The sequence below is a fragment of the Companilactobacillus sp. HBUAS59699 genome, from assembly GCF_036913575.1.
Taxonomy (GTDB): domain Bacteria; phylum Bacillota; class Bacilli; order Lactobacillales; family Lactobacillaceae; genus Companilactobacillus.
In genome coordinates this window covers 41,432-57,870 of sequence record NZ_JAYKTV010000005.1, presented here as the reverse complement: position 1 = coordinate 57,870, position 16,439 = coordinate 41,432, and the positions used below count along the sequence as shown (strand labels likewise).

The window sequence follows — 16,439 nt, the reverse complement described above, 5'->3', positions numbered from 1 at the left end:
CATAGTCACCTCAATTCTGTATCTACATTTTAACAGTCTCAAAATCTTTGTAAAGTAAAGAAACCTTTCAATTTTAGACAAAATTATACGCTATTGACCATTGTGCAGTCCAGCGTTGTGGTGTACTTGCCTGACGGGGCTTGAGTATCGTTGACATCTAATAATAATCCGTGCTTACTATCCCACTTAATGAAATTATATCCACTGTCCAAATAATTATCATAGACTTGAACTGGTGTGCTATTGACGACGTTGCTGCTTCCAGTGTTATCTTTGAATATCAATGCATTGTCCAACGTGTGAGTACCATCAGCTGAGGTCAATGGACTCTCTGCGGATACGCTTATCTTGGCATTAACCGGTACATCCGGAAATGTCTTGCTATTGACAGTAATTCCCCAGTCATCATTACTGCGTTCGGTCAATCCATTCAGATTAGAAATAGTACCAAAATTAACATCCGGCACATCCATCGAAATATCCATTTTCATTTTTTGTTGCCAAACATAAGTATTAGCTGTTGCACCATTACCGGAATACAAATCTAATAACTGATCTTTCGAATAAAAATCACCGTCAGGATCATGATCAGTCCCATTACCAATTGCCTGCCAATAGGAACTTACCGCTTTGTAATCACCACTTGGATCTGCGGGATCATTTATTACCGAACCAGCAGCGTGATCCTCAAGATGTGCCTCTGGTAAAATCACAAAATCAGAACCCAACTGGAGCTTCCAAAGACTCGTCGTTCCCTTGAACATATCAGCCATAAGACTACCAGACATAGAACTATTATCGACTCCTGATAGATTTACAGTTGCTAATTTACTATCCCCACTGAACATACCTATCATATAGTAAAACACAACAACTGTTCCCGAGTTAGACATATCAACAGTCAAAAGTTCGGGATCATTACAAAACATTTGATAAGCATAAATTTTGCCACTTTTATTACTAAGTATCCATTTTTCAGTTGGGGCGACAGTCATATTAGAACAATAGGTGAACATATAATTAAAATTAGTTCCAGAGCTGACATCCCAATTGGTCAAGAAGCCATAGTCAGTAAATTGTGTCTTTTGAAAAGCGGACGAAAAGTTAGTAACCTTACTAGTATTCCAATCAGCAATATTGAAGTCCGAGAAGTCACTAATACTCGAACCATTAAAAATAGACGACATATTCGTGACTAAACCAGTATCGAAACTACCACTAATTTTTTTCAAATGATTAGTCCCTGCAAACATAGAGTTCATGTTTTGTACTTTTTCAGTTTTAAAATTATCCAAATTCAAATTCACAAACCCAGTTCCATTGAACATACTTTCCATATTAGTTACATTGCTTGTATCAAAATTACTGATACCAATTAAACTGTCTTCATTGAGGTTACTATCATTACTAAACATACTTCCCATATCAGTTACATTAGTGGTATTCCACTTACTCAAGTCTAGTGATTCCAGACTGGTCGTGCCACTAAATAACCCGTTCATATTTTTAACATTGCTCGTGTCCCAGTTCTCTATCCCTGAAAGTTCGGTAATACCCTTTGCTTGTGAGAACATGCCGGCCATAGTGGTAACTTTACTAACATCCAAGGAGCCTATACCAGTAATTGACTTCAAACCGCTACAACCTTTAAACATAGAACTAGTATTTGTTAAGTTTGAAGTTTTCCAATTTGAAATATCCAAATTAGTTAATGCTGAACTACTGACGAACATACTAGACATATCTGTAACATTGGATACATCCCAATTTTGTATTTGAGTTAAATCAGTATTTGCAATGTAATTAAACATTGAATCCATATACTGAACATTAGATGTATTCCATTTATCCAGACCAGTAACTACTAATTTTTTATCTGAACTAAACATTGATCTCATATTCACAACATTAGATACATCCCAATTTTGTAGTCCGTTAATTGATGTTATTGCGCTATCAGAACTAAATAGATTGGACATATCTGTCATTTGTGACGTTGACCAATTTTCCAATCCAACAATATTAGTTAACTTAGGATCTGTCGTAAAGAAGGAATTTATGGATTTCAAATATCTAGTATTCAAATTACCGACATCGATATCAGTCACATTGTCTAAATTAGCAAATAGTTTATAAGAACTCTGGTTAGCGATTACTCCAGTGCCAACGTAAACACTAGTTATATCCTTTCTATAATCAATCCATGGGAGTCCGGTTATCTGACCATTACTAGTATTTCCCACCTCACCTGTTAGCCCAGTACCACCAGCAGGTGCCTCAATGTCCAATCTACCATTAGCATCAATACTCCAAGTACAATTGCCAAAAGTTCCACTAGCTATATCGTCTGCTGATGAATTTTTTGTGATGGCGATTATTAACGGCATTATGGTAGTAGTAGATGTCTTATTGTCTTGATTCAATACTTGTTGAATATCAGTATCATCTGCCTTAACCGTCTGTGAAACACTTAACGTTAAAAATACACCCACGAGTACAACGATTATACTCACTGCGCATTGTTTGATCTTGTTGATATATACCCCTGTCATAATAGATGCCGCCTTATAATTGTTATCTTCCTAATAATTAAAATTTTATCAATATATTCATAGCAATATCAGTCATGTTTTATAAAAGTTTTTTATAATTATCGACATTTAGTAAGTAAGCAATCGAGATAATACTCATATTCACCAAAAGTGAGTATTATCTTTCATTTTTATGCTATTTAGGCCTATCAAAAAAAGGACAAAAAAATATCCACCATACACGATGTATAGTGGATATAAATCAACTATTTAACCGATCTTACAAACCGGCCATAAGTTGAGCTTTTTGTAACTCCATAGTTCTAACACTTCTTGGCAAGAATCTTCTGATCTCGTCTTCATTAAAACCAACTTGGAGACGTTTGTCATCCATGATAATAGGACGTTTTAACAAACCAGGGTTCTCTTGAACTAATGTCAACAATTGATCGATCGTTAAATCGTCAAGATCAACGTCAAGATTTTGGAATGCTTTGGAACGTGTTGAAATGATTTCTTCAGTTCCGTTTTCTGTCATTTGTAATACTTGTTGAATTTCTTGTTTGTTTAAAGGTTCTGAATAAATATTTCTTTCTTTGTAAGGAATGTCATGTTCTTCGAGCCAAGCCTTTGCTTTACGGCATGAAGTGCAACTTGGAGATGTATAAATAGTTACCATTATAATCTCTCCTTTTCTAGTGTATTATTCAATACTATTTGAACACATAAATATTTTACCTTAATACGAAAATAAAATCTATACTTTTTCGTATAAAAACTACGAATACTGTTCTACAAATCGTATATTGTGAAAAATAGCACCTTTAACATCAATGTTTGTGTAACGGGTTCACAATTTATATAAATATAAAATTATTTATTGTATTAGTTATATTTTATAGATATATACTAAAAACTTATGGTATCAGTATTCAACTTAAACGTTGATTTCAAGTTCAGCAAATGCACTTACAACTGGAATATCTCCAGCGTATTTTTGTGATTGTTCTAACATAGTCTTAGAATCAACTGTTTGTGGCAAGTGGCTGATCATCAATCTCTTAACGCCAGCTTCCTTTGCTAAGGTACCTGATTCTTTGGTATTCATATGCCACTTTCGACCTGTAACGTCTTCTGGGAAATTAGTATCCGTGATCAAAAGATCAGCGCCCTTAGCAAAGTCTACCAAGCCGTCGAAGTAAGTTGTATCGGCGGTATAAACAATTGTCTTGTCGTCCTTAGTGATCCTCATTGCGTAAGCTGGAACCGGGTGAATCGTGCGCATGAACTCAAACTTGAAAGGTCCAATCTCGGTCGGTTCATAATCGTTATAAGCGATCCCCTTGCTTGCCCCTTCACTCGTTAACTGAGCAAAGTTGACAAAGTCTTGAGTATGACCGTAAATTGGAAGTGGTTCAGGTTCCTTGGCTGCGAGCCAATTATACTGCAAAACTCCAACATCGGCGGTATGATCATGGTGATAGTGCGATAGTACCACGGCATCAAGATCAGTTGGTGCGATGAAGTTCGATAATTCATTAAGAACTCCACTACCACAATCGATCAAGACGTCAAAGTCACCGTTTCGCAATAAGTAACCTGAAGTACCAATACCTTTGTATGGATATCCTCCATAATAACCTAATACTGTAACTAACATAGAAAACCTCCAAAAATTTTTAATTGAAAGGATTTCAAAATTATGAACATAACATTAAAGTTAGGCACATATTCTTTTTTAAAGCATCAACAGAATTCTGCTGATACTTTATTAAAACCCTTATTTGATGATAAAACAGACCATCTTTTGATAAAAGAATTAACCAGAAATGGGCAATACCGCAAGCTGACGGGATCCATTGATTCTGTCGACGAGGTGTATTTGTTGACATATTTAAAATTTAATGTAGACCAATCTTCAATATTTCAAAGTAAATTCGTCGATACCGATAAGATAAACTATAATTCGGCTATTTATCAATTACGCGATAACTTGCAAGAATACTTGATAATAAGTACTTTTGATAATCAAACTCACATGGAAGATGGCCGTAAATATATCCAAAATGAGATCGATAACGGTATCCGTTCCGATTCTAAAGTACCCTTCGGCTTTTTCACTAAGGAATACGAAGTTATTAGTTGATCCGTCGCTTGACGCTTCGCCATGAGATCAGATATGTAATTATACCAATTATTCCGTATAGAACCATATAGCTGGCAACTATCCAACCGAATTCATATTGAAGCGACATGCCGCCATCCCCTGATAGCATAATCAGCGCATAGGATTGTAAGACTGCGAAGACTAATGGAATCATGAAGGTCAAGGCATTTTCACTGCGGACAATGCTTCTAACTTCTCGATTGCTAACGCCGATTTTTTTGAGCGTCTTCAACTGGCGCCACTCATGATCATCTCGCAATAATATCCTCAGTGTCAAGACGCTGCCTAAAGCAATCAAGAGAGCGATACTGAAGATGGCGATCATAAAGATGAAGAAGCCTACGATTTGATTCAAGTGTCGTTTGGCGCTCTCCTGTCTAACGAAACCTGACTGAATGTAATCATTCTCAGTGCGATTCATGGAATCGTACTTCTTGATAGTAAATGTTGAATCTTTCAAACTAGACTTGGCGTCAACACTGATCATATACGCATGTCGCAGCTTATCAAGCCCTTTTACCTGCTTCTTGGATAACTTATCACCATGCTTGAAATACCAGCCATAGAACGTGTCTGTCGTTTTTGTGGGTAGGTTCTCATAATAATGATCCGGTACGATCATCAACGAACCAGCAAACATTCCACCACCATATGGAAATGACGAACCATTCTTTCTAGTGACGATTTTTTTGGCACCTTTAACATTCCATTCTATCTTTCGATTAGAAAATCCAAAAGTCTCATCATTCCCGAAGCCGATCCGCATGAATTGTTTGGAATTTATTTGCGGATTATTGTCTCGGATCTTTTTAGGGAGTCTCATATACTCAGAATACGACATAAACGATGCCGGTCGCTGGACCAGTACACGTCCGCTTGTATCCAAGGTAGAGACTAACGTTATTTTAATATTGGAATGATATTCTTTTTTGACCTGCGTTTTACTCTCGTTGATCGTCTTCCTAACGTCATCTGCTGTATCACTATTGGCAGTTAAGGCAAACGGATACTCCGAATGATAATTATCGTAGATCAATTGATAGCCAAAGTAACAAACCGTCAATAACATCAACGCCATCGTTGACAGCTCAGTCACAAACCACAAGACTGAGGTATTTTTTTTCAAACGACTTTTGAGATATTTGAAACTGAACATGTTCAGTCCCGAATACGAAAGCCGTTTTATTTTTTGCAAAATTGTCAATAGTACTGGTAAAAAACCAAAGTAGATCAAATAAGTCCCAAAGAAAAAGCCTACAAAGATATACATTATCTGAAGGATCATCTGATTATCATAATTGCTGTATCCGTAGCTCTCGATGTCAGTAAACATACTGATGACAACAACTAAAGCACTGACAAATAGGACGATTCCCAATGTTCCTGCTGGTATACGCAACCAGAAACTAGCTTCACGCCGCTTAGAGCCATCGTTCTTAACGATTCGATAAGTTCTTATAGCATTGATCAAACTGAAAATGACGATAGCGTAAGCGGCTATTTGCAATAGCACCACTAACCCATCGAGCTTCAAGTCTGCGGTGAAACTGATCCGAACGCGCATTAGATATAGCAGTAACATACCAAAGAACTTCTGAAAGATAACTGCTTCCACAAAGCCCAAGACCCAAGCGAGAAATTGAATAACTAACGTTTGTAAGAAACCAATGATCGTGATCGTGGCTTTTGACATGCCGAGTTTTTGGAAGGTCAAGAATTCATGCCGCTGTTGCTTAATAAAGAAACCACCGACATACGCCATATAGACAAAGGCTGAAATGGCAAAGACGATACTAAGTGAGAAGACGATCGGCATTAAGGACGTCCGCCATAAACTAATGTCGTGCTTCATGATCTTATTACTCGTCAGTGAGATCAAAATACTAAAGATACCGATAGCAAAACTACATGACAAAATATAAATCAAATAACTATCGTGCATCTTGGCGAGACTGCGTCTAATTATCTTGAGATACATTGAAATAACTTCCGCCTCCAATCGTTCTCTGCATATTGATGATCTGTTCGAAGAAGTCTTCACGCTCACCGGAATTGACTATCTCAGAGAAGATCGTCCCATCTTTGATGAAGACCACTCGACTGCAATAACTAGCTGTGAAAGCGTCGTGTGTTGCCATTAAGATCGTCGCATCCTCGCGCTGATTAATGACTTGCATATAATTCAACAAGATCGTTGCTGACTTAGAATCCAAACTACCAGTCGGTTCATCCGCAAACAAAATCTCAGGATTATTGATCAAAGCTCGTGCCGCTGAAACAATTTGTCTCTGTCCTAGCGATAAGTCATCAACGTTACGATTACTGAGTTTTTCAATATTGAGCAAGTAATTCAGATGTTTGACACGTGCTTCAATAAACTTCTTATTCGCATGGTTGAGCGCTAGTGGTAGAATAATGTTTTCTTTGACATTCAATGAGTCCAGCAACTCAAAACTCTGATAAATAAAACCCATCTTATTGCGGCGATATTTGGCTAATTCACGATCATGTAGTTGTGTCATGTCAATGTCATCGATAATGACTTGTCCGTGATCTGGACGCTCATTAGTTGAGATCATATTGAGCAGCGTCGACTTGCCAGCACCACTCGGACCCATGATACCTAAGAACTCGCCCTTTTTTACTTCCAGACTGATATCCTTGATTGCGTGGACCGCATTCAGACGTTTGCCGTAATCCTTGGCAATATTTTTTACGATAATTTGCACGTTAATTTCTCCAATAATTAAGATAATATTGTTATTATAATAGTTAGTGTCTTCATTCTAGCACGAGGGGGTTTCACAATGGCCAAAATTATGATTGTTGAAGACGATCATTCAATTGCTACACTGATCAGTGAAAATCTTGAGAAGTGGCAAATCGATACACATATTATTGAGGACTTTAATAAGGTAATGGAAGAATTCAATGAATACAAGCCTGACTTAGTATTATTAGATATCAACCTACCTGTTTACGACGGCTATTATTGGAATCAGGAGATTCGTAAGGTTTCTAAAACACCGATAATAATTATTTCATCCAGAAATTCAAATATGGACCAAATCATGGCAATGAACATGGGTGCTGACGATTTCGTTGAGAAACCTTTCTCAGTCGATATCTTAGTCGCCAAGATCAATGCCTTACTTCGCAGAACTTACGACTTCACTAAGAATACTAGTGATGTCATCGAACACAACGGCTTGAAACTGAACCTTTCTAGTGGAACCGTTGAGATCGGATCAGACAAGATCGACTTATCCAAGAACGAATACAAGCTGTTACAACGCCTGTTACGTGATCAAGGAAAAATCGTCACTCGTGAACAACTGTTAAACTTCATGTGGGACGATGAGCGTTTCGTTGACGACAACACCTTGACTGTCAATATTAATCGTCTGCGTGGTAAGATCGAAAAATTCGGCTTGAAGAATTATATCGTAACTAAAGTGGGACAAGGATACATCATCCCTTAAGTGAGGCTAATATGAATTTTTTTAAATACTTGCGTGATCACCTGCTGTCACTATTATCGATCCTGATAAGTGTGACATTCATCGAAGCAATCCTGTTCTTAGATCCCAAAGTCAAATTTCAAACTGGAACTTTGATTTACTCTTGGGGAATTGCTGTCTTGTTTGCCTTTTTAGGATTGATCTTCGCCTACTTGCGCAAGAGAAGCTGGTACGAGCGGTTAAATAATTATACTGAAGACCTATCCAAAGAATTGCACGGTGCTTCTAATAATGAACAGCGATTCATTCAGGATAAGATCAATAATATTGCCTTAGAATATCGCAATGAATTGACTGAACTGTACCAGAATCAGCATGACCAGCAAGAATACACCGAGTCTTGGGTCCATGATATCAAAGTTCCACTCGCCGCCTTGAAATTATCACAAGATAGTGAATTAGATAAAGAACTCGTCGACGAAGAGATCGATCAAATCGATTATTTAGTCGATCAAGCATTGTACTTTGCTAGACTGAATAATTTCTCCAACGATTATCTTATTCAAGAACAAGATTTGAACAACATCGTCAAATCATCGATTAGGACTAATAAACGCATGTTTATTTCCAAGCGCATCGGTATTAATTTGGATGTGACTGATGAAAAAGTTCTAACTGATGAAAAATGGTTGAGCTTCATTCTCAATCAAATTATTACTAATAGTTTGAAATACACCGATCAAGGTGGAAAGATCGAAATTTTTACGACTAATAATAATGGCAATATCGAGCTCCACATTAAGGATAACGGTGTGGGAATTGCTGCCAAGGATATCAGCCGTGTCTTCAATAAAGGGTTTACCGGTGATAATGGTCGCCGTTCAGGCAGCCGTTCTACTGGTATCGGTTTGTATTTGGTGAAGAAGATGATTGACAAACTTGGTCATAAAATCGAGATCAAATCCGAGATTGGGGTCGGTACTGAGATTATTATTACCTTCTTGGATCTACCTTATTATCAGCAGTGAAAAGACCGGCTTATATGTATTCAGTCGTGATACACCTGCTGGTGTAGTAATATCTGTAGATGATTACGAAAATTTAGTAAAAGAAAATGACCGTCTAAAAGAAGAAGTCTTTGAATTAAACGCTGCTAAAAGATTAAAAAATCCAGGGATTTCTCTTTCTTATTATGAAGTACGTGGAGAAATTGCCAATAAAACACCACATCTTGATCCCAATGACGGGTGGGAATAACCTTTGAAAAATGATATTTATTCTATAGAGTTTTTTGAAAAAGCTACAATCGAATATAAAAACAAAAAATAAAGCGACTACCAACTTAATTGTTGATAGTCACTTTATTTTTTTACTTCAATGTCATTGCGTTCAATGCAACGATAACAGTTGACATTGACATGATAACTGCACCTACGGCTGGACTGAGTACGAAACCAATTCCAGCAAGAATTCCGGCAGCTAGTGGGATAGCTAAGATATTATAGCCAGCTCCCCACCATAAGTTTTCAACTGTCTTACGATATGTCTTAGCGGATAGATTCAAGAACTTAGTAATATCACTTGGATCAGAGTTGTACAGTACGACATCCGCCGAATCAATGGCAACATCAGTACCAGCACCGATGGCAACACCAATTGTTGCACTTGCCAAACTTGGTGCATCGTTGATACCATCGCCGACCATCATGACATGATGTCCTTCTAATTCAAGATTCTTAATCACTTCATGCTTATCTTCAGGAAGCAATTCGGCTTTGAATTCATCAATCCCTAATTGCTTTGCGAAAGATGCTGCGGCTTCCTTGTTATCACCTGTCAACATGATAGGTGTAATATTTCTAGCCTTTAAATCCTTAATGAATTGAACTGAGTTGGCTTTGATAGTGTCACCTAGAGCAACAAATCCAACTACTTGATCATCAGCAACTAAATAACTGATTGTGTTTCCTTTGTCCAAATACTGTTGCGCAACTGACTTGTCAAAATCCATCTTGTGGCTTTGAAGATACTTCATATTGATCAAGAGGTACTTATGTGAGTCTTTGTTGGCACTCATACCATATCCTTTAATCGCTTGAATATCATCTAATTGTGCGGCTTCGATTTTCTTTTCCTTAGCGTATTCCACAACACTATTAGCAATCGGATGACTTGATCCACTTTCAATACCAGCAATCAATGATAGAACTTGATCATCGTCCATGTCACCCAATGACTTCAAACCATTAACAGTGAACTTGCCTTCGGTTAAAGTACCGGTCTTATCCATTGCAACATAATCAATCTTACGACTGTTCTCCATTGCTTGATTATCACGAATAATCAAACCGTTTGTAGCGGCGATAGAAGTACTACGTGCCATGACTAATGGAATTGCCAAACCTAAAGCATGCGGACAAGCGATGACTAGAACTGTAACTAATCTAGTTAAAGCTAAGTTCATGTCACCAAATATCAACCAATAAATGAATGCTATCAAACCAACTGTAACTGCGGCATAGAACAACCAACCAGAAACTTTATCAGCTAACATTTGTGTCTTAGATTTATTAGTCTGTGCGTCGGATACTAACTTACTGATCTGTGACAAGTAACCTTCACTAGAAGTCTTGGCGACCTTAACTCTAATAGTACCTTCGCCGTTGATCGAACCACCAACAACGTTGTCACCTAGAGATTTTTTAACTGCTTTTGATTCACCAGTGATCAATGATTCATTGATATAACTCTCACCACTAATTATTTCGCCATCTAGCGGAATAGACTCACCAGCTCGAACTTCAACTACATCGCCAGTTTTTACCATGGAAATATCGTGATCCATTGTTTTTTCACCGTGTACCATATGGACTTGATTAGGTACAAGTGAGGCAATTTTTTGCAATGCATTACCTGCACTCATTGTGGATTTCATTTCGATCCAGTGACCTAGGAGCATGATAACGATCAATGAGGCTAGCTCCCAGAAGAAGTCCATAATGTGTTGACCAGTGCGAACAATGTTAACCATCACAAAAGCATAAATACTATAAATATAAGCAACACTGATACCCATTGTGATCAAGGTCATCATGGCTGGCTGTTTAGCTTTTAATTCACCCTTAGCACCAGTTAAAAATGGTTTACCACCATAGAAGAAGAGAATAGTACTGAGGATCATTACGATCCAACTTGAACCAGGGAATTGAAATTGAAATGGCAGATGTAATCCCATGAATGGTGACAAGATAAAGACCGGAATTGCTAGAATTAATGAGATCCAGAACTTCTTCCGCAGATCCCCCATGTCCATCATCATGCCGCCATGCATCATCATCATATGACCATCATCGCCATGCATATCACCCATGTTACCGTGATCCATATCTTTCATATCGTGCATTTGCATTTTTTCACTCTTCATATCTTTCATCATGCCGTTGCCTCCAAGCAATCACACTTAACAGATTCTGGTGCGGTTTTTTCTTTGTCCTGTAACAAACTGATAAGATCTTGAATATCACCCTTTGATATATCGGAATTTTGAATTAGATCTCCAATAGCTTTTCCTTTTTTCATACAACAAAGGTTGTCAAACATATTATTAACGTTTTGATGAATCGCATCATTCTCTGAAATCTGAGGATGATAGACGTATGGTCTCTTTGATTCATCAGCCTTTAAGAAATTTTTCTTCTGAAGTCGAATAATTAGAGTCTTGATAGTAGCTTGCTTCCAATCAGTCTTACGTGTCAGAACTTCAATGACCTGTTTACTAGTTACTTCCCCGAGTGTCCAAACAATTCTCATTACTTGCCACTCAGCTTTTGTCATATTTTCAATTTCTTTCATAATATTTAATTCCTTCTCGTTTACATTTGTAATCCTTTATTACAACTAGAAGTTTACAACTGTAATCGATAATTGTAAAGAAAAAAGCATATTCAAACTTAATATTTTGAATACACTTTACGGAAATGCTTATTTATAGCCATTAGCACGATTTGATGTCGTGATATTTTGATTAACGTTCTTTGTAGCCTTCTTCAACGCTTTGTGAATATCTCCACCATTATATGATTCTTCCATGGCTACTTCTTCAAGTTGTCTAGTAACCTGCATCCCTTCAAGAAGGATACCTGAGTTCACATAATTAGGTTTAGCATCAGCAAGTTGTTGGCCAGGAACTTTGGCTTCTGGATTCTTCGCATAAAGATCTGTAAGTACTTTTTCTTTTTGTGAATCCTTATTAAGTGCCAAGTAACCTGTTGATTTTTGCCATTGAGCTTGAACAGCTGGACTTAGAGCATATTTAGCGAATTCATATGCACCTTGTTGAACTGCCTTAGGCTTATCATTTGAAATCCACAAGGCGGCACCACCAATAGATACACCATTAGCCTTTTGTCCATCTGGATGTGGGAAATATGTAATACCAAGCTTGTCTTTGTTATTTGCTGTTAATTCACCAATACTTGCAGATGATTGAATAAAGATACCAACTTTACCGGCCAAAAAACCAGCTGTTTGGTTAGCACCAGCACTGGCACCTGAACCGTAATTAATGAAGTCGCCTGACTTAATATTTTCATGGATCCATTCTAGAAATTTAACAGTTGAAGGATTATCCATATTAACAGCTGTTGGAATTCCTGTATGTCCATTGTTGTTGTTAGCTAAGGCTGTTCCAGCATTAGTAGTTGCTTGTTCAAGTAACCAACCGTAAATTTGAACTGTCATACCTTTTGTCTTGTGTCCTGAGCGTTCATACAACTGCTTAGCTACACGTGTAATATCTGAGTATGTTGGTGATACGGGTGGTGGTGTAATATTGTACTTCTTCAATAATGATGCGTTGTAATAAAGAACTGGTTGTGATGTATTGAATGGCATTGCTTGTTGCTTACCACCGTTTGAGTAAAAAGATCTAGCGGCTGGAGCAATTTTTTCAATATCAAAACTTGGATCTTTGTCGATGAAGTTTTGAACTGGTGTTGTGTACTTGCTGTGGATCATTTGAGCAGTAGCAATATCAAAAGCTTGGAATACTGCTGGTGAAGTACTAGTTCCGTGTGTTTGAAGGATCTTTTGGATAGCTTCGTCGTATGATCCTTGATACTTAGGAACAACTTCATATTTAGATTGTGATTTATTAAATCCATTAACTACTTCTTCCAAGGCATCTTCAGAAGCCCCACCCAATTCGTGCCAGAAAACAATTTGTGTTCTATCTGACGAACTAGAAGACTTAACAGGTTTGTTAGTTGTAAAGATACCTACAAAAACTGCAGCAATAACTAAGGTTAATGAAATCAGCGAGTTTTTTAGTCGTTTACTCATTTTACTTAACAGCTCCTTCATTCATACCAGATTTGAAATAATGTTGACCGATAAATAATACAAGAATTGTTGGAATAACAATAATTGCTGCACTGGCTTGAATCATACCCCAGTCGTTGAATGTTTCTTCTGATTGTAATTGACGCAAACCATTTTGGATCAAGCGTGAATTATTACTGAAAGTAGTAAGCATTGGCCATAGATATTGATTCCAAGCACCTAAGAAACTATAAGCACCTAAAGTAATCAAACTAACTTTGTTATATGGAAGTACAATATTCCAATAAAATTGGAAATGATTCAATCCTTCGATATCAGCAGCTTCTTTTAGCTCGCTAGGTGTTTGCATAAATGATTGACGTAACATAAATGTTCCAAAAGCCGATGTTAAAAATGGAATCAAAAGAACTGAATAGTGATCTAACATTCCTAAATTCTTCACGGTTGTAAAGTTAGGGATGATTTCTGCTTCAAATGGAAGCATCATTGTGATCAAGAACAAAACAAAAATTGCATTGCGATACTTAAATTTCAAAAAGACAAAAGCGTAAGCACTCATTGAACAGAAGATTAATTGTGCTGCCATTGTTAAAGCAGAAACTACCAAACTGTTTCCTAAGTATCGAAGAATTGGTGTCTTAGTAAAAGCTGAAACATAGTTGTTAAATGATAAATCTGTACTTAAGAAATTACCTTTGGCAATTTCCATAGTTGGTAAGAAACTTGTCCAAATACCAATAAAGAATGGAGCTAAGATTACAAATGCTAATAGCAAGAGCAATGTATAGCTAACAATCTTATTCAAACGGCTTGGTTTGTTTGTACTAATCATTAATAGTTCACCCGTTTTTCTAAGAATTTGAATTGTAAGAATGTGAAGAAAGCAATGATAACTGTTAAAATAATTGCTTCAGAACTAGCCTGAGCATAATTACCACTATAAAAGGCATCCTTATAGATTCTATAAACTAACATGTTGGTTGAATTAGTAGGACCACCCTTAGTGATCAAATCGATCAAGCCAAAACTCTTGAAACCTTCAATCAAAGTGATCGTTGAAACGAAGAAAAGTGTTGGTGAGATCATTGGAACAGTGATCTTGAAGAATTGGCGACGTTCTGAGGCACCTTCAATACTTGCTGCCTCATACAATGTAGTTGGCACGGCAGAAATAGAACCTAATAGAATCAAGAAAGTAAATCCTAAATTCATCCATACAGTTGTAATAATAACTGCCCACATTGCCATTGTTGGATCCGTTAACCAGTTAATAACCGGCAAGCCTAACATGTTACTTAGTAGTGCAAAGAATCCTGTAGATGGATTAAAAATAAATAGCCAGAAAATAGCGGCAACCGATACGGAAACACCCATTGTTACTGAATAGAGAGTTCTAAATACTCCAATACCAGGTAGTCTCTTACTTGCAAGATTGGCCAATAACAAGCCGATCCCTACAGTTAAAACAGTTACTGCAAATACATAAACTAATGTCGAACCTAAACTCGCAATGTATTCAGGAGAACTTAATAGATCTGTATAATTACCCAAACCATTGAAAACAGTCGTCTTACCAAGAGTATTGGTTAAAAACATACTGATATATAGCGTTCTTAACATTGGATAAAAAACAAAGACACTCAAGATAAGTAGTGACGGCCCTAAGAAAAGTAAGGCATAATACTTATCCTTAGCATTTAATGAAAAAGTACGATGTTTTGTCTTTGACTTTGCCTTAGACTCAACCATCGTAGGTGTTGTCGACTTAAGCATTGATCAAGTCCCCCAATTCAAGTGGAATACGCTTATTAGAAGCATCGAACAAGAAGATATTATTGCTTGAACTTACTTTGATCTTTTCAAAAGCTGGATGAACTGCCTTACCTGGTAACAAAATACGAATGTCATGTCCACTATTCGTTGTTGCATAAACAATTGTTTCATCGCCTAAGAATTCAGTACTCTTAACTGTTGCATTGGCAGATAATTCATCAGCTGCTTCAATGGCTAATTCACCAGGACGGATTCCAATTTTTGCTGCCTTGTCAGTGATTTTTTGATCCATGCGAATCTCGAAATCTCCGTCAACATTCAATGTATAGTCATCCGACTTTTGTGCAGGCATAACGTTGATAAGTGGTGTTCCAAAGAAATTAGCCACAAATTCGTTAGCTGGTTGTTGATAAATCTCTGTTGGTGTTCCAATTTGTTGAACTTCATGATTATTCAAAACCATAATGTGATCAGCCATTGTCATAGCTTCAACTTGATCATGAGTAACATAGATCAAAGTAATACCAAGTTTTCTTTGTAGTTGGTAAATTTCTTGGCGCATCTTAACACGCAATTGTGCATCCAAGTTTGATAATGGTTCGTCCATCAAACAGATCTTAGCGTCACTGGCAACTGCACGAGCAAGTGCAACACGTTGACGTTGTCCACCAGATAATTCACGTGGTTTACGATCCTTTAATTCACTCAAACTAACCATATCTAAGGCATCATTAACACGTTGATGAACTTCAGCTTGATCGAGCTTTCTTGCTTTAAGACCAAAGGCAACATTGTCCCATACATTTAAGAATGGAAATAGTGCGTAACTTTGGAAAACCATTGTTAACTTACGATCCTTAGGTTGCAAATCATTAACAACTTGACCGTCAATGCTGATCTCACCGTCAGAAATTTCTGTTAATCCAGCAATCATACGCAACAAAGTACTCTTACCACATCCAGAAGGTCCAACGATAACAAAGAATTCCCCTGTTTCGATTTCAGCGGAAACATTATTCAAGATAATATTTGTATCGCCGTAATTCTTAGATACTTGATTCAAAATTGTAGACATCTTCTTCACCCCATAAAAATTTCGGTACGTATAGTATGTTGGAAAGATGTATATTTCTTTTTTATTTAATGTAAAGTTTGTGTAAACTTTCA

At 37.1% G+C, this 16,439-nt stretch carries 15 protein-coding genes; 4 read left to right on the top strand and 11 right to left on the bottom strand.

Going from position 1 to position 16,439, the window contains the following annotated elements:
• Positions 1–83 precede the first annotated feature (83 nt).
• The 3 genes from U8519_RS10075 to U8519_RS10065 form a co-directional block, all read right to left on the bottom strand.
• Entirely contained in the window at positions 84–2,552 is a 2,469-nt protein-coding gene (locus U8519_RS10075) for a BspA family leucine-rich repeat surface protein (RefSeq protein ID WP_334330182.1), read from the bottom strand.
• Between the two features lie 259 nt (positions 2,553–2,811).
• Positions 2,812–3,210, bottom strand: coding sequence for a transcriptional regulator SpxA (spxA, locus tag U8519_RS10070; RefSeq protein WP_025023189.1), 399 nt, complete (start codon positions 3,208–3,210; stop codon positions 2,812–2,814).
• A 258-nt stretch (positions 3,211–3,468) separates the two neighbouring features.
• On the bottom strand, positions 3,469–4,191 hold the full coding sequence (locus U8519_RS10065) for an MBL fold metallo-hydrolase (protein ID WP_334330181.1): 723 nt from the start codon (positions 4,189–4,191) through the stop codon (positions 3,469–3,471).
• A gap of 42 nt (positions 4,192–4,233) precedes the next feature.
• Between U8519_RS10065 and U8519_RS10060 the strand changes: the two genes are divergently transcribed.
• Positions 4,234–4,677 carry a hypothetical protein gene (locus tag U8519_RS10060; protein ID WP_334330180.1) on the top strand — a complete coding sequence of 148 codons (444 nt, stop codon included), beginning with the start codon at positions 4,234–4,236 and terminating at the stop codon, positions 4,675–4,677.
• Here the strand turns inward: U8519_RS10060 and U8519_RS10055 are convergent.
• Both U8519_RS10055 and U8519_RS10050 read right to left on the bottom strand, forming a co-directional pair.
• A complete protein-coding gene (locus U8519_RS10055) occupies positions 4,670–6,676 on the bottom strand; it encodes an FtsX-like permease family protein (protein WP_334330179.1) in 2,007 nt (668 codons plus the stop codon). The genes U8519_RS10060 and U8519_RS10055 overlap by 8 nt on opposite strands.
• Complete coding sequence (locus U8519_RS10050) at positions 6,657–7,433, bottom strand: ABC transporter ATP-binding protein (protein WP_334330315.1); 777 nt, start codon at positions 7,431–7,433, stop codon at positions 6,657–6,659. Before U8519_RS10050 ends, U8519_RS10055 begins: the two co-directional genes overlap by 20 nt.
• Positions 7,434–7,505: 72 nt before the next feature.
• On the opposite strand from U8519_RS10050, the gene U8519_RS10045 reads away from it, so the two are divergent.
• Genes U8519_RS10045 through U8519_RS10035 form a run of 3 tightly spaced genes read left to right on the top strand, consistent with a single transcriptional unit; the run spans position 7,506 to position 9,416 of the window.
• Positions 7,506–8,180 carry a response regulator transcription factor gene (locus U8519_RS10045; RefSeq protein ID WP_334330178.1) on the top strand — a complete coding sequence of 225 codons (675 nt, stop codon included), beginning with the start codon at positions 7,506–7,508 and terminating at the stop codon, positions 8,178–8,180.
• A gap of 11 nt (positions 8,181–8,191) precedes the next feature.
• Positions 8,192–9,187: a sensor histidine kinase gene (locus tag U8519_RS10040; RefSeq protein ID WP_334330177.1), complete on the top strand. Its 996-nt coding sequence runs from the start codon at positions 8,192–8,194 to the stop codon at positions 9,185–9,187.
• Positions 9,129–9,416 (top strand): type II toxin-antitoxin system Phd/YefM family antitoxin, encoded by a 288-nt coding sequence (locus tag U8519_RS10035; RefSeq protein ID WP_334330323.1) that lies wholly within the window; start codon positions 9,129–9,131, stop codon positions 9,414–9,416. The genes U8519_RS10040 and U8519_RS10035 overlap by 59 nt, the downstream gene beginning before the upstream one ends.
• 112 nt (positions 9,417–9,528) lie before the next feature.
• On the opposite strand, the gene U8519_RS10030 is transcribed toward U8519_RS10035, so the two are convergent.
• The 6 genes from U8519_RS10030 to U8519_RS10005 form a co-directional block, all read right to left on the bottom strand.
• A complete protein-coding gene (locus U8519_RS10030; RefSeq protein ID WP_442892149.1) occupies positions 9,529–11,592 on the bottom strand; it encodes a heavy metal translocating P-type ATPase in 2,064 nt (687 codons plus the stop codon).
• A complete protein-coding gene (locus U8519_RS10025; protein WP_334330175.1) occupies positions 11,592–12,011 on the bottom strand; it encodes a CopY/TcrY family copper transport repressor in 420 nt (139 codons plus the stop codon). The genes U8519_RS10030 and U8519_RS10025 overlap by 1 nt, the downstream gene beginning before the upstream one ends.
• A 129-nt stretch (positions 12,012–12,140) precedes the next feature.
• Positions 12,141–13,499 (bottom strand): ABC transporter substrate-binding protein, encoded by a 1,359-nt coding sequence (locus U8519_RS10020; protein WP_334330174.1) that lies wholly within the window; start codon positions 13,497–13,499, stop codon positions 12,141–12,143.
• A 1-nt stretch (position 13,500) separates the two neighbouring features.
• Positions 13,501–14,331 carry a carbohydrate ABC transporter permease gene (locus U8519_RS10015; protein WP_334330173.1) on the bottom strand — a complete coding sequence of 277 codons (831 nt, stop codon included), beginning with the start codon at positions 14,329–14,331 and terminating at the stop codon, positions 13,501–13,503.
• Entirely contained in the window at positions 14,331–15,272 is a 942-nt protein-coding gene (locus tag U8519_RS10010) for a carbohydrate ABC transporter permease (protein WP_334330172.1), read from the bottom strand. The genes U8519_RS10015 and U8519_RS10010 overlap by 1 nt, the downstream gene beginning before the upstream one ends.
• Complete coding sequence (locus tag U8519_RS10005; RefSeq protein WP_334330171.1) at positions 15,265–16,347, bottom strand: ABC transporter ATP-binding protein; 1,083 nt, start codon at positions 16,345–16,347, stop codon at positions 15,265–15,267. Before U8519_RS10005 ends, U8519_RS10010 begins: the two co-directional genes overlap by 8 nt.
• Between the last annotated feature and the right edge of the window lie 92 nt (positions 16,348–16,439).